This window comes from Paenibacillus violae, from assembly GCF_032461945.1.
Classification (GTDB): domain Bacteria; phylum Bacillota; class Bacilli; order Paenibacillales; family NBRC-103111; genus Paenibacillus_E; species Paenibacillus_E violae.
Window position 1 is genome coordinate 280,739 of record NZ_JAWCUD010000001.1, and the last position, 21,017, is coordinate 301,755.

Sequence of the window (21,017 nt, forward strand, 5' to 3'; positions counted from 1 at the left end):
GACATCCCCCGCCAATCTCACCAACTCCGCTAACACTTCCCACTTTAACGCTGAAAAACAACGTCTCTTCCTCTAGGATCTAGCATTTGTTGCCATTTGTCTGGTCTCCCTCCTTTGGACATGAGAGGATGAAGCATAAAATCATTCTTGGTACATTAGTCTGCAATCTGAGTTGCTTCGCAGCCTTATTATCCCCTGCTTATGCGGAAAATGCATCGCAATTTGGTCTAAAGACTTCAGCTGCCGAATCGACAGGTGAATTTACCGTTACGTTGCAAGGTACAAATCTTCAGGATTTGTACGCTTACGAAGCCAAAATCAGCTTTGATGCGAGCAAGCTTGAGGTTATCAATGCGAATACAAAAATAGAAGGCTTCTCTATTTCTCCGATTGTCAAGAACAATGAAGTGACCTTTGCTCACACGAAAGTCGGCAGCGTAAGTGGTGAGAAGGGGAACCTCGACATGGGCACGATAACCTTTAAGGCTAAAAAAGCAGGGACATCTCAACTTACTTGGACGTCAGTGAAAATCGTAGATCACAATTTACAGAATCAATCCCTTGCACTTGATAAATCTTTTGATTTCACCAAAATCTTCAGTGATCTTGTAGATCATTGGGCAAAAACAGATGTCATGTCTATGGTGGATAAAAATATTGTGGAAGGGATGGACGACGATCATTTCGCTCCAGACGCAACGGTAACAAGGGCGCAATTTGCAACCTTGATAGCCAGAGCATTAGACTTGAAAAGTAATTCTGTTCAGCCACCTTTCACAGATGTTGCTGTGGGCTCATGGTACGAGGATACGGTGAAGAAAGTATATGCAGCAGGACTTATTAACGGTATTTCCGACCGTGAATTTGCACCTGAAAAAAACATTTCACGTGAAGAAATGGCAGCGATGCTGATGAGAGCGAAGTCGCATGTGACGGGGATGAGAGTGGAAGATATGACGAGCAGCTCATCTCTCCCATTTAACGACGAGGATCTCATCAGCGATTGGGCGAAAAAAGTGGTTCAGCTAGCTGTGGATGCCGGCTTAATGAATGGTCGTACGGCTGAGGGGTTTGCTCCGCAAGGACAGGCAACGAGAGCAGAAGCCGTGGTTGTATTGAAAAGATTGTTAGCTGGGCTGAAATAGGCAAAATAAAGGCTGCCATCGCTGATATAAGCGGTTGGCAGCCTTTGTTAGGCCTGACGGCGATAAGCGCTGGGCGACAAACCGAACTTTCTTTTAAACAGCTTGGAAAAGTGAAATTCATCATAAAATTGCAAATGGGCAGCGATTTCTTTGACGGATAAGCTTGTTGTCTCCAGCGATACCTTGGCCGATTCGAGTTTTAAATTCAACATATATTCAGTGGGGGATAGGCCTGTTATTGAACGGAAGCGAGAGAAAAAAGTCGTCCGTGACATGCCGCTTTGTTCGATAAGTTCATCAACCCGGATGACTTTATCCAAATTGCGGTGAATGTAGATCATAATTTTATTAAGCTCTATATGTCGGGTAGGAAGGGCAGCAGAATGTTCCCGAGCGAAGAGCAGCATCACTTCCTGCAGGATGATATTGGTAGAATATGCGTATCCGAATGGCTCAGCAATCAACAGATCAATGATCCTTTCACAGAGTTGAATGGCATCTGCTGCTTTCCCTGTTGAAACCACCTTGTTTACAGGAAGCTGCAGAGCATGCATGGCATCCATGGAGCTGAAATCAAGGAAATAAAATTTCCAGTCATTGTCCTGACATCTGTACACAGTGGATATCCCATCTGGAGCGAAAAAATAAGTGCCTGCGTGCAATTCATAGTGCTGCTCTCCTTGAGTAAGAAGCCCTTTTCCTTCATAGGTAATAAATAGGCCGGGAACCTCGAATCCTTTTCCTTTCGTTATATGGTAGGAATCGTTAGCTTGCACTTTCCAGATTGAAATAAAGGCTGCAAGAGGGATAGGCGTATTTCCTAATCCATATGGGATATTCATGAAGGACATGAAACGACGTCTCCTTAAGAATTGTTCTAATGTACATTTAAAATGGGTGGTAATGGTGAAAAAGACGAATGTATATGTACAATTATACATGAAATTATACCGTCAATCCATGGATGGAAATGCATTATTCCTCTACACTTAAATCAGATGTCACAAGTAGAGGAGTGTATGTGCAATGATGGTGAAAGTAGGAAATCGCGAATTAGAGATGGATGGCGAACAATTGACGGAGCTTAGAAGCTCCAATGATATTTTGCATGATAAGCAGGCGCTGCGAGAGCGGATGGAAGAAGACGGCTATTTATTGATCCGCGGATTTCATGAGAGAGACAAGGTGTTGGCAGCCCGGACGAGCATTTTGGAGAAAATGGATCAAATGGGCAAGCTGGACCGCGACACGCAGTTGGAAGACGGCGTCATGGCCGACGGCAGCAAAACCATTTTCATGGGAGGAACGAATGAAGATTTGCCTGCCCTGTTGAATGTATTAAATGGCGAGCATATCATGCGCTTTTTCGACGAATTCATTGGGGAACAATCGCTTACTTATCATTACAAGTGGCTCCGCGCCGTAGGCAAAGGAGATTTCACCGGAGCGCACTACGATATTGTGTATATGGGCAGAGGAACAAAAAATGTCTACACCGTATGGTCGCCACTTGGAGACGTTTCGTATGAAATGGGGGGATTGGCTATTTGCTTAGGTTCCCACCGTTTCGAAAAATTGAAACAATCTTACGGATCCAAAGATTCGGACCGCGACGGCATCGGCCACTACACCGATGATCCGCTAGTTATTACGGAGAAGTTTGGCGGCAAATGGGCAACCACCGAGTTTCAGGCCGGGGATGTGCTGATATTTGGTATGTTTTTGATGCACTGTTCACTTGAAAATACGACGAACCAGTATCGCATAAGTGTTGATGCTAGATATCAATCGGCGAATGAGCAGGTTGACGAGAGATGGAGCGGCAAAAAGCCGAAGGGCCATTTTAAATAAAAGAAGAGGCTGTCTCAGAGTCAGAAAATGACTTAGGAGATAGCCTCTTCTTTTTCCGTTGTGACCAGATGTCATTGGAATTGGATGACGATGGAGTCCATGATCGGTTCATAACCAATTTGCCTATAGACATAATTCGATGTTGGATTGCTTTGATCTGCGTATAAGCTTGTTGTTTGATACCCGCGATCCAGCAGCCGTTGCGTAAAGTCTGACACACAATCGGAGGCATAACCTTTTTTTCTTTGATTGCTGGGCGTGTATACGTAACTAATGGTAATATTGTGTTGCGTAGGGCGAGTGGCACTAGCCATAGAAACCAACTCCTCATTCACTTCCCAAGCCACTAAATTTCCTTTATTAATGAGAAAGGTGGCTTTGATAGAAGCTTCGTCTAAACTAAGAGGTTGATTCGTTTCCTGGCAGAATTGATAGATCCACTCTTTTATAACAGCATGGTCGCTAGCTATCACTCGCCGAAGTTTTCCATTCGTTTGCAGCGTATTTTTAACCTTTTCTAGCTTGTAAATGGTTTGTTCCATATGAATCTTGGCATGAGTCCCCAGTGCTTGGGAGACATACAAGGCAAGTTCCGTGGTTATTTTCTTTTCACCAATAAAACCCGGGATGGGTTGAACGGTCTGCACCAACTTTTGTCCAAGCTCATGTATGTCCTGGGAGGATAGTGCCGTGGGTTTTGATAAAATAATTTGTTTCGGATGTGTTTGGAATAAAACCAATCCTAAGTCATCATTTTTCCATAAAGCAGCCATCAAAAGGGGAGTTGCATCTTGCTCGCTCAGAGATTGCAGAACACCTAGCAATAAATTGTTGGCGGCTTCATCTTGTTCCAAGAAAGAGCTCACCTCTTTTTTAAATGCAGTCAAACTCTCATACTTTGCAAAACGTATCAATGGTACCATCTCCCTTCGAAATAACAGCGATTACGAATAAAAGGTTAATACATCATAAGTTCACACATATACTCAAGTAACATTTTGTAAAAAGCTGGTTGTTATTAACCTATCCGAAGGTGAGGCTGTCTTCATGCATAAGAGGTTGGAATCTGATGCAGATCTGTTTATCGCAGCTTTATCGCAAACACCGGTTTCCGTGCTGCAGACGGATGCTGAGGGAGTTTACTGTGAAGTAGACCGCGGAATAATTGAAAAGTTCACGAATAAATCCGTCCGCTTAAGCACAATCATGGATGAAATTGCGTATTACTACCGAGACGATGGGACCATTTTTCGGGTGGAAACGACGTAAAAGAGTGGAAATCTTGCGAATAATTTAATGTTAGGCGAAAGAATCCACAATATCAATAGGGAAATGGGAGAGTGACCATACATTGGGTAAATGGAAAGCTGGAACCGTCGGCTTCGTTTGTGGCGCCTTATTTTTCTCAGGGCTTACTTACGCGGCGACGGATTCGGTCGGAATAGACGTTTATTTTCGGAAATTACAGTATTATTTCAATGGTGAGAACAAGCAGCCGCCAAAGGATCTACAAGGATTTATTTACAAAGATACCACGTATGTACCGCTAAGATTTCTGTCTGAATCGCTGGGGAAACCGGTAAGCTGGGATGATGCAACAAGCTCTATCTATGTTGGGGACAAGCCGGTTCAGAATCCAACGTCAGGATCGGCAGCGTGGCAAGTATTTCCAAAAGATAACCCATGGAATACCGATATTTCCAGCTACCCTGTCCACAAGAATTCGGGGCAGTTTATCTCTTCGATAGGCCTCAATACGAGTCTGCATGCGGATTTCGGGACGATGTGGGAAGGAGCGCCAATCGGCATTCCTTACACGATCGTAGGCGCTGATCAGCCGAAAGTCAATGTGACATTCACCGACTATGGCGATGAGAGCGATCCCGGTCCCTATCCGATCCCGCTAAATGCGCCAATCGAGGGGGGGCCTAACAGCGACGGCGACCGTCATGTTATCGTAGTTGATAAAGACAATCAATACCTGTATGAATTGTACAATGCTCACCCGACCGCAGACGGTTGGCAAGCTTCGAACGGCGCCAAGTGGGATTTGAAATCCAACGTTTTGCGGACAAAGTACTGGACCTCCGCTGATGCGGCGGGACTGCCGATTTTCCCAGGTCTTGTCCGATATGAGGAAGCCTCTACCGGTGAAATCAATCATGCCCTGCGGTTCACAGTCCGCAAAACTCAAAAGGGATTCATTGCCCCAGCCACTCACTATGCTTCGAGCAGTACGGACCCTAATCTTCCGCCTATGGGACTGAGACTGCGCCTGCGGAACGATTTTGACATTTCCGGCTACTCGCCAACGAATCAAGCCATTCTACGTGCGATGAAGAAATATGGCATGATCGTCGCGGACAACGGCAGCGATCTCTATGTCAGCGGCGCGCCTGATCCGAAATGGGATGACGATGATCTAAGCAAGCTGAGCAAGTTGAAAGGCAGCGATTTTGAGGTCGTGGACACCGGTCCGATTGAAAAATAATTGTCTAGCTTGACCAACAATAAAAAAACAGCTGTCCAAAGTTACCTTTGAACGGCTGTTTTTTTGTTCCCAATTATTTTAGTACTTTCATCATCGCGGAGATAACGCCAAAATGATTGGCTTCATGCATGATACTGAAGTTGATAAGCTGTTCAATGGTTGCAGCTTTCATCATATTCTCCTTAACTGGCATGTCCAGTTTCTCATGCAAAGATTCACGGATTTGGACAGGTTGTTCCTTCAGCTGCGCGATGATATCCTCCCACGCAGGCGGATCTTCTTGCCAATCCGCAGGTTTTGTTCCATTGCCAAAAAAGGAGATATAGTTCGCTGACACGAACGAAGGTTGTTCGGAAAGAGTGAATATGAGGCGATCCGTCACGGCAAGTACGTGACCGATTTGCCAATGAATGCTGTTGTTAAACCCTGCCGGCACGACATTTCTTTTGTCCTCAGGACATCCTTCTACCAATTGCAGTAATCGATTACGGTATCTGTCCAATGCTCCGAATAAAAAGGTATCTCTCATCCTTATCCATCCTCCTGAAATTTTGAGATGAAACGTTATCGGCTTCTATTGTACCACTCGCAGCAGCTTTCTGACATATTCCTTCGGCGTGCAGCCATTATAGCGTTTAAACAGCTCATAAAAATGAGCCATATTCTCGATCCCTACAGCGACGGCAATATCGGTGACAATGTCGGTTTTGGTAATGAGCAGCTGCTCGGCTTTTCGAATCCGCTGCCGGTTCACATAATCCGTGAAGGAGACGCCAACGCATTTTTTGAAAAATTTAGAGAAGTACGTATAGCTCATTCCAGCGCTCCGGCTAACTTCTTCCATTTCGATTTTTTCCCCTAGATGGGCTTCCACATAATCGAGAATGGGCCTCATAACGGCTGCATCCACAAAGCCGAAAGGCTGAAGCAGCTCACGCCGGTCATGGCGCAGCAGCGTGAGCAGCAGATGCTTGATGTGCATGCTCATAGCAATTTCATAGCCTTTGGTTTTGTCCATCATTTCGGCATGAATATCGACGATAATGCGGCCGATTTCCTGTTTGGCGCGCTCATTTTCGAGAAACATATAGTTCAAATCTTCGAGCGGCCGCACCATTTCCGAAAAATGCCTATAATACATCATCATCGCAGGATCAAAATAGGGTTGAAGATCGACGTGGAGCACGATATAGACGAGAGGATCGTCTTCCGGCTTATGACTGTGATGCAGCTGGTTAGAACCGATAAGGACGACTTCTCCCGGTGAGAGGTGATAAAGATTGTCCGGAGTACGAATATCAAGCTTTCCCTCTTGTACGATAATCAGTTCCACCTCTTTATGATAATGCCATTGCTGCGCAAGCTGTTGACTCTTCGGATTTGTGTTGGTGAACTGCCAAACCTTCATGCATAGGTGTTCATTCTGATAATAAATGGGTTCTTTGAACGTTTCCATAAGTAATACCACCTAATCATCACTGCAAATTTGGATATAAATAAGACAAACCGTGTCATTTTTGAAAGGCTGTCGAATCGGTATGATTGCTTTAATTAGTATACAACAATTGAAAGGGCGAGTGAGAGATGAAAGTGGCGGTAGTCGGCTGTGGCGGTATGGGTCAGTGGCATGCGAAGAGTTATGCGAAGATGCCCGGTGTAGAGTTGGTAGGTGTATGTGATGTTCATTTGGAGTCTGCGGTAGAAGCGGCCAATAAAGTGGGAACGGCAGCATTCGGTTCATTTGAGGAGATGCTTTCAACGGTCGAATTTGATGTTGTCAGTATCGCAGTTCCTACTTTTGTACATAAAGAGGTTGTTTTTCAAGCGGCGAAAGCAGGCAAACATGTCATCTGTGAGAAACCGGTGGCGCTAAATTTGGAAGATGCCAAAGAAATGATCGCTTGCTGCGAGGAAAATGGAGTTCGCTTATTCATTGGTCATGTCGTACGGTTTTTCCCTGAATATGCACAGATGAAGCAGCAGATGGATGCCGGTCAAATCGGAAGAGTCGGTGTTGCAAATGCCCGGCGCGTGGGCAGTCATCCGGGAGAAGCCAGACCTTGGTTTCTGGATGCTGACAAAAGCGGAGGCGTAATCGTCGATCTGATGGTGCATGACATCGATTTCATGCGATGGACTCTCGGCGAGGTCAAATCGGTTTACGGGATGAACAAATGTGAGGGAACGATGGATTATGCGCTTGTTACGCTAGTCTTTGAAAGCGGTGCAGTGGCTAATCTGGAGGCATTCTGGGGATATCCGGGCTCCTTCCGCTATGCGGCGGAGTTTGCAGGTTCCGAGGGACTTGTTCGTACGGACAGCATGAGCGCGCAATCTTTGCAAATACGCAAGGCAGCTCCTCCAGAGAGCGGGGGTAAAGCGGTTGAAATTCCGCAAAGTCCGAACTTCTTTGATCCATATTACATCGAGCTTGAACATTTTCTGAGTTGTATCCGAGACGGCAGCGATCCGATTGTAACCGCTCAAGATGCATGTGAAGCGCTAAGAATTGCCAAAGCCGCGCTTGACTCGATTCAGACGGGCAAAGTCGTGCTGCTGTAAATAAGAGCCAAACATTTAAGGAGGGACCTATCATGGATTTGTTGAAAATAGGCATGATTAGCTTCGCGCACGGTCATGCATTCAGTTATTTTAATAGTTTGCTAGAGCTGCCTGAGGTGAAAATCGTTGGGATTGCCGATGAAGTAAAAAGCCGGGTCGAAGGAATCGCCGAGCGCCACGAAGTGCCGTATTATGCGGATTACCGCGATCTGCTCGCACAAGATGTGGATGCCGTGATCATTTGCTCGGAGAATGTACACCACGCCAAGCTTGTGATCGATGCAGCGAATGCGAAGAAGCATGTGCTCTGTGAGAAGCCGCTCGGCACGACAAAGGAAGAGATGGAGCAAATGATTGCTGCCTGCAAGCATAACGGCGTGCAGCTGATGACAGCATTCCCTTGCCGCTACCTGGCGGCTGTCGTGCGGGCGAAAGAAGCCATTGAGCGCGGTGAAATCGGTGACATCGTTGCGATTAAAGGGACGAATCACGGAGGGAATCCCGGCGGATGGTTCATCGACAAAAGCTTGTCGGGAGGCGGAGCCGTTCTTGACCACACGGTGCACGTGATGGATCTCATGAACTGGTTTTTACAGTCGGAAGTGAAAGAAGTGTACGCTTATGCGGCTACGCTTTTCAGAGAAGAGCTTGAAGTGGAAGATGCCGGCATGCTGCACATCAAGTTCGAGAACGGCGTATTCGCGGTTCTGGATACGAGTTGGTCGCGTCCCAAATCGTTCCCGACTTGGGGAGATGTGACGATGGAGATCGTCGGCACACAGGGAGTCATTACCGTGGACGGCTTTGCGCAGAAGAATGACCTGTTCAGCAATGCGGCGGGTAAAGGGCAATACACCTTCTGGGGAGACAACATGGATGCGTTTATGATCCGTGACTTCGTCAAGGCGCTGCGCCAAGGCGAGCAGGTACCGGTCACGGGTGAGGACGGATTGAAAGCGGCGCAAGTGGCGCTTGCCGCTTATGAATCTGTTAAGCTTGGTCAGCCTGTGGTAATGTAGGATGTGGGTTCGTTTCATCTAGTTTCTTGGACTAGATGAAACGGGCTTTTTTTGCTGTTATTGCTCGTGTATCGTTGACCGATTTAGGTGAATTCTATAGAAATCGCTCGTTTTTACACACCTGATTATAGAAATCCAATACACTTGATGTGTAGAAGAGATGGATATTGGAGCTATGATAGAAAAGAGCAGTCTACACTTTTATCATTCTACTTAAATCATCTTATTGGGGGAATTGGTATGGAACATGAACGTATCCGATTTGGGTTAATCACAGATATTCATCAGGATTTGATGTATAAAGCAAGTGATCGGCTTCAAGCATTTATAGACGAGTCTATCAAAGAAAACGTGGATTTTATTATCCAACTGGGCGATTTTTGTTTTCCGCTTCCGGAAAACAAACCATTCCTTGATATATGGCAGCAATTTGAAGGGCCGAATTATCATGTTCTTGGCAATCATGATATGGATAAATGTGATAAACAGATGATGATGAGTTTTCTTGGTATGAAGTCCAATTACTATTCATTCGACTGCGGCGACTACCATTTCGTTGTTCTGGATGCCAATTATTTCCGTGTGGACGGTCAGTACGTGGATTATGCGTTTAGCAATTATTCTAAAGAGGGGCATACCGTCTGTCATGTGACGGACGAGCAATTAGAGTGGTTGAGGAAGGATCTATCCCAAACGGACAAACCTACGATTTTGTTCAGCCACCAAAGCCTGGAAGAGACATATGTTGGATCTAATGTCGGAATTTATAACAGCGACAAACTTCGTGAGATTTTGCGAGAAGCCAATCAAATCGCGAGTTTTCGTAAAGTGATCGCTTGCATGAATGGTCATAATCATCTTGATGGCGCCAAAGTGATCGACGATATCTATTTCCTCCATATGAACAGTATCTCATATCATTATTTGGGCCCTCAGTTCAATACGGTTCGGTATTCGGAGGAAATTACGGAAAAGCACTGGATTCTGGGGCAATCTGTTCCCTACGAAGAACCCCTTTATGCCATAATCACACTGGAGCCCGGGCTCTTGACAATAAAGGGGAAAGAAACAACGTATGTCGGCCCTGATCCGCTTGAAATCGGGCACAATAATGCCAATGCGGGTCATGTGGTATCAGCAAAAATATCAAGCAGGCAATTGAAGTTTTAAATGAGACAAGGGAAAATACGGCGTTTACTCTCGTAATGTGGGGGAAACGCCGTATTTTTGTATAGCATTTACTAGAGCACACGCCTCAATTCTTTTTTAGGAACCCCAAAAATGATCATTTGAAAAATGGTTTACCTTAATTAGTATTGTATTAATGCCTTTAAAAATACTTACAGGGTCGTTTCTGTAGAAATCACTCGTTTTTACATACCGAATTATAGAAAAACCAGATACTTGTTGTTTAGAAAAGAGAGGTATCGGGCTATGATAAGGTCACACCAAAGACAACCTGCCAAACAACAGGCCAGCGAAGGTAAATACGAAACGAGGAGTGTTTTTCATGGAGAGAGTACCTGTAACTATAAAGGCCAGAGGAGGTTCTACGGCGCATAAACTTCCTGCTTTTTGGAAGCAGCTTAGACAGTCTCATCAGTTGTTAGTTTTAGCCTTACCTGCTTGCATCTTTGTTTTTGTCTTCCACTACATTCCATTATACGGACTGATCGTTGCTTTTAAAAATTACAATTATAGGGATGGTATCCTCCACAGTCCATGGAGTGGTTTTGAAAATTTTAAATTCATATTTACTTCCAGCAATGCTTGGGACATTACCCGTAATACGCTCCTTTACAACACAGCTTTTATTCTTTCTACCTTAATCGTTTCGGTTCTTCTTGCACTTCTTTTGAATCAAGTTTCGAAAAAGTTTGTCAAATTCCATCAGACGGCGCTATTTTTCCCTTATTTTATCTCCTTCGTAATCGTGAGTTATGTATGCCTTGCTTTTCTGGATATGAGTCACGGGTTCCTAAACACGATATTATCCTGGTTCGGTAAGGAACCTGTTCTTTGGTATAACGAGCCTGAATATTGGCCTTATATTTTAATATTGGTTAATTTATGGAAAAATGCGGGTTATTACGCCATTATCTATTACACAGCCATTATCTCCATTGACTCAGAGTATTTTGAAGCAGCAGAAATAGATGGCGCAAACATCTGGCAGCAAATATGGTCAATTACCCTCCCTTTGCTGAAACCTTTAATGATTCTGCTTGTGCTGCTTCAAGTAAGCCGTATTTTCTTCGGGAATTTTGACTTATTTTATAACGTTACGATGAATTCTACGCTCCTTTATCCAGCGACAGATATCATTGATACGTTCGTGTTTAGAGCTCTAAGGGTTAATGGAGATATTGGCATGGCATCGGCTGCCGGTTTCTATCAATCTGTTGTTGGTCTTGTCATCATCTTACTTACAAATTTCGTCATTCGAAGGGTTAGTAAAGAAAACGCCCTGTTCTAAGGAGGTTCTTCTCAATGATAATCAAATCACGTATTAGTCTCTTCATGATCCACATGGCATTATTGTTATCGTCGATTGCCTGCATCATTCCAATTGTGCTTGTTCTCACTGCGTCATTCACAAAAGAAAGTACGATCTTAACAGAAGGGTACTCCTTATTTCCAAGTGAAATCTCTTTAGAAGCGTATCAATTTATTTTTAAAAATCCCAAACAAATTATTAATTCGTATGTGGTTACGATCTTTGTAACAGTAGCCGGTACTTTGCTGAGCATCATGATTACAGCCATGGTTGCTTATGTGATATGTAGAAAAGATTTCTTTTTAGCGAATAAAATTTCATTTTTCATCTTTTTTACACTCTTGTTCAGCGGCGGTTTGGTGCCTTGGTACATTCTCGTTTCGCGGATTTTACATTTAAAAGATTCACCGTTAGCTCTTATCCTGCCGTATGTTGTAACCCCTTTCTTAGTCTTGTTGATGAAAGGATTTATGACGACGATCCCATTCGCATTAATTGAATCGGCGAAAATGGATGGTGCAAGCGAATATCGTGTATTTTTCTCCATTATTATTCCTGTTAGTAAATCCGGATTAGCAACAATCGCCTTGTTTTCAGTGCTTATCTATTGGAATGATTATTGGTTAAGCTTATTGTTTATTGACACTGGCAAGTATGTCAGTTTGCAACTACTGCTTTACCGAATCATGTCTAACATTGATTTCTTAAATAGTGCACTGGCCGTAGCGAATACATCTTCTGTCGTGTTGCCAAGCCAATCGGCTCGTTTCGCGCTGGCAGTCGTTGCGGCAGGTCCAATGTTATTCATTTTTCCTTTCTTTCAACGATTTTTTGTCAAAGGAATTACAGTCGGTTCCATTAAAGGCTAGGCGCTTAACGTTGGTTTGATACCGTAAGGTTTCAAATAATATCAAATTGTATGATTCAGGGGAGGAAAAACACATGAAAGCAAAGAGCATGAAGAAAGTGTTTGGAAGCGTTTTCTCGATTGTTTGTGCAGTATCCTTAATTAGCGGATGCAGCAGCGGAAACACGGGAGGGCCTACCGCTACAGTTTCGCCAGCGGAGAGTGCGAAAAGCGGGGGAGCGGCGACTAGTCCTGCTAAACTTGATCCTGTAAATCTGACACTTTATAGAGTCGGAACACCGCAGCCAGATGAAAAAGCGGTTGTCGATGCCATGAACAAGATTACGAAAGAAAAAATCAATACGACCATCACATTAAACACCATTGATTGGGGCAACTTCGATGACAAAATGAAAGTGATTATTTCGGCAGGTGAGGATTGGGATTTAACGTACACCGCTTCATGGACGAATAATTTTTATAACAATGTTGCGAAGGGCGCTTTCCTGCCGTTAGACGATCTTCTGAATAAATATGGTCCGCATATCAAGGAAACAATTCCTGCCCAATTTTTTGACGGTGCGCGTGTGAATGGCAAGCTATATGGGATAACAAGTTATCAGATTATGGCAACGATGAAAGGGTTCTCAATCAAAAAGGATCTAGCCGATAAGTACAAGCTGGATAAAACAAAGATCAAATCATTGCGTGATTTGGAACCATTTCTGGAAAATGTGAAGCAAAATGAACCTGGTATTGTGCCTACGACGAGCGGTGCACCGGTTTCTACTGAACTTCTTTCCAATATGGATACCGGACTTATGTATGACACCGTTACGGGCGATACAGCCAATCCTCTTGTGATTAATGTAAAAAATAATGATTTTAAAATTAAAAACTTGTATGAACTTCCGGAAACGATGGAACTGGCCAAAATGAATCGCGATTGGTATAACAAAGGATACATTCGCAAAGACGCAGCTACGATTAAAGATTATAAAGCGGAACAAAAAACCGGGAAGTATGGAATGTTCCCAGCGGGAGCGGTGAAGCCTGGCAATGAAGGCGATACAAAAGGATGGGCGGGATACGATGTAACCGATGTTCAGTTTAGTCCATCTTACGTTTCCAACACGAGTTTAATTTCATCGCTGACAGCAATTAACCAAAACTCCAAAAATCCTGAACGTGCGATGATGTATCTGGATCTTTTGTTCGCTGACAAAGAATTATATCAGTTATTATGTGTAGGCATGGAAGGCAAGCATTACAAGAAAGTGGACGACAGAACCATTGAAGCCTTGCCAAATGGCGGATATAATCCGGGAACGGACTGGGAGCTCGGCAGTCAATTTAACATGTTCCTTCGTCCAGGGCAGCCTAAAGATGTGTGGGAGCAAACAAACAAAGTGAACAAAGAAGCGATTGTTTCCCCATTAATTGGCTTTGTTTTAAACCGTGATCCAATTAAAACCGAGATGGCACAGATCGATGCGATTATAAAACAGTACAACAGCGTAACAAACTCACTGCTGAATTTTGGAACTGCTGATCCGGAGAAGGTCATGGCTGAAATTAACGATAAACTTAAGAAAGCAGGATTGGATAAAGTTACTGCGGAAGCTCAAAAACAGCTTGATGAATGGCGCAAGGTAAATAAAAAGTAAGAATCAAATGACCGCTCATAGCTTATACAAGCTATTGAGTGGTTGCTTTTCCATAAAGTGGTTTTTTCTTTTCTATTAAAATTCTTTGCTATATAATGGTTGTGTAAGTGATATATTAGGAGGTTAGCGCTCGTGAGCCAGATAAAACTGCCTCGATCTATGTTTATTCGTATGTTTACTTCATTTACGCTTGTATTTATCTGTATCTTACTGGCGCTTTCCTACATCTTATATGTTAATTTTCAAAAAATTGGCGTGAACCTCGTTTCTGGCGCTAATGCGAATGCGCTATCACAAATCAGCTATAGTTCAACTTATTTGAACGAAGCTTCGAAAACATTCTCGATCTCTTTATTGACCAATTATCGGGTACAGTCGGTTATGTACAATGCGAATAATGATTACAAAGATATCCAAGAGGCATTGGTAGATGTATCCAAATTGAAGGACGCGAATCAATTCGTACATTCCGTCTATGTTTTTAATGGAACGAGCAATCAATTTTATTCTACTTGGCTTCAATCCAGCAATACCAAGGATTCTTTTTTTGATCAAGGCTTAGTTTCTATTATTGATGAGAAGAAACAGGTAGCAAGGGGAAAGTTCTACCCTATATTAAGGAAAATTCCTGTCTTTATCTCGGCCGATGGGAAGGATATTGACAGCAATCAGAAGATAAGTGTTTTGACTTATATTTTCTATGAATATGAGGATGCAGCAGATCGCGTAAAGGGCGCAATTATCGTCAATGTGAAAGTGGATTACTTGAAAGCATTAATTCAATCCCTCTCCACTAGCGGAAAAAATCAAGGAAGTACTTGGATACTAGATGAGAAGGGACAACCGATTCTTGGGAACATGGATCAATTATCGGCGGAGGAGAAATCGGCTGTTCTCAAACCAATCCAAGAAAAAGGCAGTAATGCCTATTTTACAACAACGATTCAAGGAAAGAAGAATCTGATCACCTATGTAACATCCGAGGCTTTGAATTGGAAATTTATTCATATCGTCCCTTATTCGATTATTTTTCATGATATGGAGCGACTTGGCTGGATTACGCTTGCTTTTTGTTTAGGGATATTGATTCCTGGCATATTTATCGTATTCTATGTATCCAAAAAGTTGTATTCGCCTATTCGCGGTCTGGTCGGTAAAGTTTCAGCGTTGCCTCGTTTACCATCTTCGTCAGTCGAAAATAAGGATGATATTGGCTATTTAAGTGATGTCATTTCGATGGCCATTCAACAGAATGAAGTATCTATTGGCGATAAAAAGACTGCTTTTTCCTCCCGGAGATTAGAGTTCTTGCGAAGGCTGATCAGCCAATCGTTTGATGATGACTCTATAGATCTACAATCACGTCTTGATCAGTATCAAATACGGTTGTTGGCTGATAAGCGCCATTTTGCCGTTATTTTCATGATTGATCGTTATGAGCAATTTATAAGAACTTACAGCGCGGCAGATCAAGACCTATTTCGTTATGCAATCGGAAATGTAGCAGAAGAAATAGCCTCTCGTTTCACGAATAATTGTGCGGTTGATTTGGGTGATGAAGTTGTCTTCATTCTAGAAGCCTCCGACGAGTCCTATGAGAAACAGCTTCGCGATATTAGTCTCATCATTGCGGAGCTGCAAAACTGGATTCAAAGCAATCTGAAACTTTCCATGACAGGCGTAATCGGGTATTCGGTCAAACAACTTCAGGATATCTCTATTTCGTATCAGGAAGCCGTTCAGTTTAGCAAGTACAGGTTCATTTTCGGACAAGGATCGATCATCTCGTCGGATGAGTTGAAACATATGAAAACGGACGACTTCCGACCTCCGCTACAGCTGGAAAAAACATTTGACGAGCTTCTTGTTTATGGAAAATATGAGGAAGCCATTCAAGCTTATGAACAGATCGTCGCATATTTGAATCATTATTCTTACGATATTGTCATTAGTTACCTATATTATTTAGCATTTAATATCTATAAGCGGATCAAAGAAATTGAATTGAATGGATCAACTACGTTCAATATTCAATATAGTACATTTGTTCGTATGATTAGTAAAATGGAAACCATTGGAGAAATCAACGCCGAGTTCCATGTGCTTATTCGTCAAATTGCTGAAAGCATGGTGGATTCCAAAGTAAACCGAAATCAGCAGATTGTAAGTAAAGTCATTGGCATCATAGAGGCCAACTACATGGATAAATCGTTATGTCAGGATAGTATTGCATTACTATTGAATCTATCTAAGTATCACTTGGGTAAAATATTTCGCAATGTTCATGGTAAAGCAATCGCTGAATGGTTGATGGATTATCGATTAAGTATTGCTGCAGAACTTATTACCAAACCCAATACCAACGTGGCTGAGATCTTGGATTTAATTGGTTGGGAGAATCAAAATTATTTCTATAAAATGTTTAAGACGAAGTATGGGGTTACGACGTCAGAATACAAATTGCGGAATACGACTAGTGAGAACAAGGTGTATGATAACGGATATCCATCATGAATAAGAGTAAGCCGCCGATAATAACAAATTGGCGGTTTTTTCGCTTATATCAAGAGAATTTGCTGATCGATTTATAGAAATCACTAGTTTTTAATGTTTACATGGAAATATGAAATGCTATATGTTGGGGCAGGGAGGTGAATGTAAGGGCTTACATAAAGGAGCTAGTTGGATATGCAGCGGGATACCCAACATAAAATCAAGGAGGAAATGATATGAAGAAAGTAAAAACAGGTTTAATAAGCATGTTAGTCAGTTCTCTTCTTATAACAAGCTTAGTTTCAGTGGGGACATCTAATCAAGCTTATGCAAATGTGGGAAGTACAACACTGCCTGTCCAGAAAACAGGTAATTGGGATGATCTGAAAATCAATTGGACAACGCCTGCCAGCGGGACAGATTTTACCGGAACACCGGTCGGGAATGGTTACTTCGGAGCGAAAGTTTCAGGCGGTGTTGCGACTGAAATTCTGCAACTTAATGATAAAACGTTTCATTCCGGCGAACCTTTCAATCATACAAATCCAAGTCGTAAAACAGCGCTGGATGCTACAAGAAGCTTGCTTGCTCAAGCGGATACAGCCACATCAGTAACCTATCGCGAAGAGAAATTAAAGCAAGCTGATACGGCCGCCAAGGGGATGTGGGGATCGGTACAAATGTCCAACTTCCTGCCAATTGGCAAAATTGTGCTGGATGTGCCGAACACAGCAGGATATACGAATTACAATCGGGAGCTTCATCTGGATAAAGCTACTGTGACAACCACATATAAAATGGGAAGCACGACATTTACGCGTGAGGTATTTGCCAGCTACCCGGATCGCGTTATGGTTGTTCGAATGACGAATGACGGCGGCCAACCCATGAGTATGACGGCCAAGATGACACTGCCGGCGGAAATGAACACGCACGGAACGGTAACTTCATCGGGTAATGAAATCCAGATGACAGGAACAGCCCCTTACAACGAGGACGCAAATACGTGGGCAAACGGGAGAGGCATGACGTTCGATGCTCGTCTTCGTGCCAGAACGACGGGAGGAACGATCACAGCAACCGGAGGGAATTTAAACATTTCAGGGGCTTCGGTCATCGAACTTCTATATGCCGATGCGACAAGTTACAAGGATCCGTTTACCAATCCGAATCCAAGCCAAGGCGGCATTAATCCCACTCCAATCGTAACGGGGATTATGAACGCGGCGTTTGCCAAAACCTATAGCCAGCTCCTAAGTACCCATCAGACTGATTATCGGAGCTTGTTTCGCAGGTTATGGACGGAAGTTAATGGGAACATAGGCGTTGCCAGAGCTAATGTCCTCACCTATCAGTATGCCCGTTACGTTTCCATTTGCACTTCCAGAGCAAATACATTTGACCGTCCGCACAACCAGCAGGGAATGTGGAATTACATGTGGAAGCCAAGCTCATGGGGAGCGCATTTTTTTAATGAAAATGTAGAGAAGATGTATGCATTGATAGAGACAGGGAATCTTGCTGAAAATGGCGATCCACTCTGGAAGTATATTAAAAACCTTGCTGTAAACGGGGCGAAAAACGCACAAGCTGATTTCGGCTTTGACGGGTGGTTTGTACCCCACTCATCCGATGTTTGGGCAAAATCAGAGCTGAGTGCTGGGGACAATGAATGGGCGATTTGGCCTACAGGCGGCATGTGGCTCATGTTTAATGTGTATGATCATTATCGGTTCACACAAGACAAGTCCTTTCTTCAGGACACAGCGTTCCCTCTAATGAAGGGTTCTGCAGAATTTGCACTGGATTTACTTGTTGCAAATAAGGATGGCTATCTCGTTACATCGCCTTCTACTTCTCCCGAAGCAAAATATGTATTGTCGGATGGAACCAAGATTGCTGTCAGTCAAGGTTCGACGATCGATATGACGGTCATTCGAGAATTGTTTGAAAATGTACTGGAAGCAGGAAGTATATTGGAGGCAGATTCTCCTGCAGATGTTGATTTGCTGAATCGTATTCGAATGGCCTTGCCCAAATTGCTTCCCTATCAAATTGGGAGCAACGGTGAAATCAAGGAATGGAATAATGATTATGTTAATTCTCAATCCAACCACCGTCATGCCTCCCATTTAATTGGCGTTGGTTTTCTTGACCAGATCACGAAGAGAGTCACTCCTGATTTATTTCAAGCAGCTAAAGTTTCGCTAACCATGCGCGGTTCGGGTGGATATCATCCGGATGATTCGTACATGTGGGCACGACTTAACGATGGGAATAAAGCAGCTTCCCTTGCAACCCTTTATCCAGCAAATCCTTCGGTGAATGAATGGCAACTAAAAAATGCGTATTATCCAGAACTCTTTGTGCAAAGTCATACCGGAGAAATTGAACTTCTCCCTTCACTGCCTACAGCCTGGACCAATGGCGAAATAACGGGTGTGAAAGCGAGAGGCGGATATGAACTCAGCATCAAATGGGCAAACGGGCAGCTCGTATCCGCTCAAATCGATTCTCCGACGGGTACGGTCCCTGTAATCCGGTACGGCAATCAGCTTTTGAATCCGTTTACCGATTCGCGAATTACATTCGTGCGTGGAAATACACAATCTGCATTCAATCAAATTGAAGCAGAGAACTATGACAGCCAATCAGGGGTCCAGCTTGAGAGCGCCTCGGATAAAGGTACGGGTTATGATCTCACATCGATTGATAATAACGACTACACTGTATACAACAATGTTGATTTTGGAAGTGGCGCAGCATCATTCTCCGCCAGGTTTGCGAGCAATGGACCTGGAGGGACCATCGAGATTCGCTTAGGGAATCCGACAGGTGCGCTGGCAGGCACTTGTACGGTTCCGGCTACTGGAGGAGGGCAAATTTGGCAAACGGTTAGTTGCGGAATAACGGGTGCCACGGGCGTGAAGAACGTATACCTCGTTTACAAAGGAACCGGCAGTCCTCTCTTTCATCTGAACTGGTTCCAATTTAGCCAGTCTGCCATGGTAGGTGGTGTGTATAAACTCGTTAATGTGGGTAGCGGCAACCTTGCCATGGAAGTGAAAGGAAATGCAACGGCGGATGGGACGCCAGTCATCGTGTCAACCTATGACGGTGCTGCAAGCGAGCAATGGAATATTAGCGACAATGGTGATGGCACGTTCAGGCTGCTTGGCATTCAAAGCGGCAAATCGTTGGATGTAACCGGAGCCAACACGGTTGATAATTCCTATACGATTATATGGCCTTATAGCGGATCACCAAACAAAAAGTGGAAATTTAACGCCAATGCGGATGGCACTTACACCATTGTTGGTGTTCAAAGCAACAAACCGTTAGATACGCTTCTAAGCGGCATGGAATATAAGGTGGTTATTAAGACGGCGAACGGTGCGGCAAGTCAGAAGTGGAGTTTGGTCAAATTGCAGTAATGATCATGAGTGAAAGGGTGCCCTCGGGGCACCCCTTTGTTTTAAAATCATTCATTCAAATTTTCAGGAAAAGTGCTTATTTGTAAAGATTTTGTTGATTGTTTTATAGAAATCACTTTTTTTTGATGTTTACATGAATAAGCAGATGGCCTATGTTGGGGCAAGGAGGTGAAAGAAAACAATGAAAATTCATTTTCTTGGGACGGCTGCGTCTGAAGGCTTTCCGAATGTATTTTGCAGTTGCGAAGCGTGCCTCACAGCTCGAAAGCTTGGTGGAAAAAACATTCGTACGAGAGCTTCCGTTATCGTTGACGATACGTTGAAGTTCGATTATTCGGCGGATTCACAAATGCAAGCCCTTCGTGATGGAATAGACTTGGGGCGTATAGAGCATTTGCTGGTGACCCATACGCATTACGATCATTTTTATCCAGGGGATTTGACAAGCCGAATTGAAGGCTTTGCTCATGGTATTGAACATCCACTATGGATCCATGGCAACGATCTTGTTATGTACCATGCTCGGCAGGCTCTCGGGAAATTCGAGGGTGACCGAGTTCGATTTAATCGAATGAAACCCTTTCAAAGGATAGCTGCGGGATCGGCTTGGGTTACGCCACTTCATGCTGATCACGACCCAATGGAAACGTGCCTGCTATACTTCGTGGAGAAAGACGGAAAAACCCTACTCTATGGGAATGATACGGGATGGTTTCCAGAGGATACTTGGGCATGGCTCAAAGGCAAAAAGATCGATATGGCGATACTTGACTGCACGCATGAAAAGACAGGAATTAAACAGAAGAACTACCATATGAACGCAGATACGATTCTGGAAGTACACGATATATTCGTTAAGGAGCAAATCCTAGGTGAGGCTGGGCGAATCTATGTTACACACTTCACCCATAATTCCACTCTTATGCATGAAGATTGGGAGAGCATGTTCGAACCTTATGGGATATGTGTAGCATATGATGGGCTTACTGTTCATTGCTAGGTTAAGGAGAA

Annotated in this window: 17 protein-coding genes; 13 read left to right on the plus strand and 4 right to left on the minus strand. The window is 43.6% G+C overall.

All coding sequences use genetic code 11. The features are described from left to right. Positions 1 to 128: 128 nt before the first annotated feature. Positions 129 to 1,145: an S-layer homology domain-containing protein gene (locus RQP52_RS01010; protein ID WP_315948906.1), complete on the plus strand. Its 1,017-nt coding sequence runs from the start codon at positions 129 to 131 to the stop codon at positions 1,143 to 1,145. Between the two features lie 47 nt (positions 1,146 to 1,192). Here RQP52_RS01010 and RQP52_RS01015 read toward each other — a convergent pair whose 3' ends face one another. After that, positions 1,193 to 1,996 (minus strand): AraC family transcriptional regulator, encoded by an 804-nt coding sequence (locus RQP52_RS01015; protein WP_315948907.1) that lies wholly within the window; start codon positions 1,994 to 1,996, stop codon positions 1,193 to 1,195. 175 nt (positions 1,997 to 2,171) lie between these two features. Here RQP52_RS01015 and RQP52_RS01020 point away from each other — a divergent pair, with 175 nt between their 5' ends. After that, positions 2,172 to 2,996, plus strand: coding sequence for a phytanoyl-CoA dioxygenase family protein (locus RQP52_RS01020; RefSeq protein WP_315948908.1), 825 nt, complete (start codon positions 2,172 to 2,174; stop codon positions 2,994 to 2,996). A 71-nt stretch (positions 2,997 to 3,067) separates the two neighbouring features. Here RQP52_RS01020 and RQP52_RS01025 read toward each other — a convergent pair whose 3' ends face one another. Then, positions 3,068 to 3,883 carry a GNAT family N-acetyltransferase gene (locus RQP52_RS01025; RefSeq protein WP_315948909.1) on the minus strand — a complete coding sequence of 272 codons (816 nt, stop codon included), beginning with the start codon at positions 3,881 to 3,883 and terminating at the stop codon, positions 3,068 to 3,070. 160 nt (positions 3,884 to 4,043) lie between these two features. Between RQP52_RS01025 and RQP52_RS01030 the strand changes: the two genes are divergently transcribed. After that, positions 4,044 to 4,265 (plus strand): hypothetical protein, encoded by a 222-nt coding sequence (locus tag RQP52_RS01030; protein ID WP_315948910.1) that lies wholly within the window; start codon positions 4,044 to 4,046, stop codon positions 4,263 to 4,265. A gap of 82 nt (positions 4,266 to 4,347) precedes the next feature. After that, entirely contained in the window at positions 4,348 to 5,487 is a 1,140-nt protein-coding gene (locus RQP52_RS01035; protein ID WP_315948912.1) for a copper amine oxidase N-terminal domain-containing protein, read from the plus strand. A gap of 73 nt (positions 5,488 to 5,560) precedes the next feature. Here the strand turns inward: RQP52_RS01035 and RQP52_RS01040 are convergent, their stop codons facing one another. Next, entirely contained in the window at positions 5,561 to 6,016 is a 456-nt protein-coding gene (locus RQP52_RS01040; protein WP_315948913.1) for a DinB family protein, read from the minus strand. 45 nt (positions 6,017 to 6,061) lie between these two features. Then, positions 6,062 to 6,943 (minus strand): AraC family transcriptional regulator, encoded by an 882-nt coding sequence (locus RQP52_RS01045; RefSeq protein WP_315948914.1) that lies wholly within the window; start codon positions 6,941 to 6,943, stop codon positions 6,062 to 6,064. Positions 6,944 to 7,071: 128 nt separating this feature from the next. Between RQP52_RS01045 and RQP52_RS01050 the strand changes: the two genes are divergently transcribed. The 9 genes from RQP52_RS01050 (at position 7,072) to RQP52_RS01090 (ending at position 21,006) form a co-directional block, all read left to right on the plus strand. Further along, positions 7,072 to 8,049, plus strand: coding sequence for a Gfo/Idh/MocA family protein (locus RQP52_RS01050; RefSeq protein WP_315948916.1), 978 nt, complete (start codon positions 7,072 to 7,074; stop codon positions 8,047 to 8,049). Positions 8,050 to 8,081: 32 nt separating this feature from the next. Then, positions 8,082 to 9,068, plus strand: a complete 987-nt coding sequence (locus tag RQP52_RS01055) for a Gfo/Idh/MocA family protein (protein WP_315948917.1) — start codon at positions 8,082 to 8,084, stop codon at positions 9,066 to 9,068. 240 nt (positions 9,069 to 9,308) lie between these two features. Then, entirely contained in the window at positions 9,309 to 10,238 is a 930-nt protein-coding gene (locus RQP52_RS01060) for a metallophosphoesterase family protein (protein WP_315948918.1), read from the plus strand. A 340-nt stretch (positions 10,239 to 10,578) separates the two neighbouring features. Further along, on the plus strand, positions 10,579 to 11,544 hold the full coding sequence (locus tag RQP52_RS01065) for an ABC transporter permease (protein ID WP_315948920.1): 966 nt from the start codon (positions 10,579 to 10,581) through the stop codon (positions 11,542 to 11,544). A 14-nt stretch (positions 11,545 to 11,558) separates the two neighbouring features. Then, a complete protein-coding gene (locus RQP52_RS01070) occupies positions 11,559 to 12,434 on the plus strand; it encodes a carbohydrate ABC transporter permease (RefSeq protein WP_315948922.1) in 876 nt (291 codons plus the stop codon). A 73-nt stretch (positions 12,435 to 12,507) separates the two neighbouring features. After that, positions 12,508 to 14,079, plus strand: coding sequence for an ABC transporter substrate-binding protein (locus RQP52_RS01075; RefSeq protein WP_315948924.1), 1,572 nt, complete (start codon positions 12,508 to 12,510; stop codon positions 14,077 to 14,079). Positions 14,080 to 14,211: 132 nt separating this feature from the next. After that, positions 14,212 to 16,593, plus strand: coding sequence for a helix-turn-helix domain-containing protein (locus RQP52_RS01080; RefSeq protein WP_315948926.1), 2,382 nt, complete (start codon positions 14,212 to 14,214; stop codon positions 16,591 to 16,593). Positions 16,594 to 16,808: 215 nt separating this feature from the next. Further along, complete coding sequence (locus tag RQP52_RS01085) at positions 16,809 to 20,006, plus strand: glycosyl hydrolase family 95 catalytic domain-containing protein (protein ID WP_315948927.1); 3,198 nt, start codon at positions 16,809 to 16,811, stop codon at positions 20,004 to 20,006. Positions 20,007 to 20,187: 181 nt separating this feature from the next. Then, complete coding sequence (locus RQP52_RS01090) at positions 20,188 to 21,006, plus strand: MBL fold metallo-hydrolase (protein ID WP_315948929.1); 819 nt, start codon at positions 20,188 to 20,190, stop codon at positions 21,004 to 21,006. Positions 21,007 to 21,017: the final 11 nt, after the last annotated feature.

What these genes read in the sequence shown, in the direction of transcription:
- RQP52_RS01090 (WP_315948929.1), top strand. Translation starts at nt 20,188, where the DNA reads ATGAAAATTCATTTTCTTGGGACGGCTGCGTCTGAAGGCTTTCCGAAT.
- RQP52_RS01030 (WP_315948910.1), top strand. Translation starts at nt 4,044, where the DNA reads ATGCATAAGAGGTTGGAATCTGATGCAGATCTGTTTATCGCAGCTTTA.
- RQP52_RS01060 (WP_315948918.1), top strand. Translation starts at nt 9,309, where the DNA reads ATGGAACATGAACGTATCCGATTTGGGTTAATCACAGATATTCATCAG.
- RQP52_RS01070 (WP_315948922.1), top strand. Translation starts at nt 11,559, where the DNA reads ATGATAATCAAATCACGTATTAGTCTCTTCATGATCCACATGGCATTA.
- RQP52_RS01050 (WP_315948916.1), top strand. Translation starts at nt 7,072, where the DNA reads ATGAAAGTGGCGGTAGTCGGCTGTGGCGGTATGGGTCAGTGGCATGCG.
- RQP52_RS01040 (WP_315948913.1), bottom strand. Translation starts at nt 6,016, where the DNA reads ATGAGAGATACCTTTTTATTCGGAGCATTGGACAGATACCGTAATCGA.
- RQP52_RS01065 (WP_315948920.1), top strand. Translation starts at nt 10,579, where the DNA reads ATGGAGAGAGTACCTGTAACTATAAAGGCCAGAGGAGGTTCTACGGCG.
- RQP52_RS01045 (WP_315948914.1), bottom strand. Translation starts at nt 6,943, where the DNA reads ATGGAAACGTTCAAAGAACCCATTTATTATCAGAATGAACACCTATGC.
- RQP52_RS01020 (WP_315948908.1), top strand. Translation starts at nt 2,172, where the DNA reads ATGATGGTGAAAGTAGGAAATCGCGAATTAGAGATGGATGGCGAACAA.
- RQP52_RS01010 (WP_315948906.1), top strand. Translation starts at nt 129, where the DNA reads ATGAAGCATAAAATCATTCTTGGTACATTAGTCTGCAATCTGAGTTGC.
- RQP52_RS01055 (WP_315948917.1), top strand. Translation starts at nt 8,082, where the DNA reads ATGGATTTGTTGAAAATAGGCATGATTAGCTTCGCGCACGGTCATGCA.
- RQP52_RS01075 (WP_315948924.1), top strand. Translation starts at nt 12,508, where the DNA reads ATGAAAGCAAAGAGCATGAAGAAAGTGTTTGGAAGCGTTTTCTCGATT.
- RQP52_RS01085 (WP_315948927.1), top strand. Translation starts at nt 16,809, where the DNA reads ATGAAGAAAGTAAAAACAGGTTTAATAAGCATGTTAGTCAGTTCTCTT.
- RQP52_RS01015 (WP_315948907.1), bottom strand. Translation starts at nt 1,996, where the DNA reads ATGTCCTTCATGAATATCCCATATGGATTAGGAAATACGCCTATCCCT.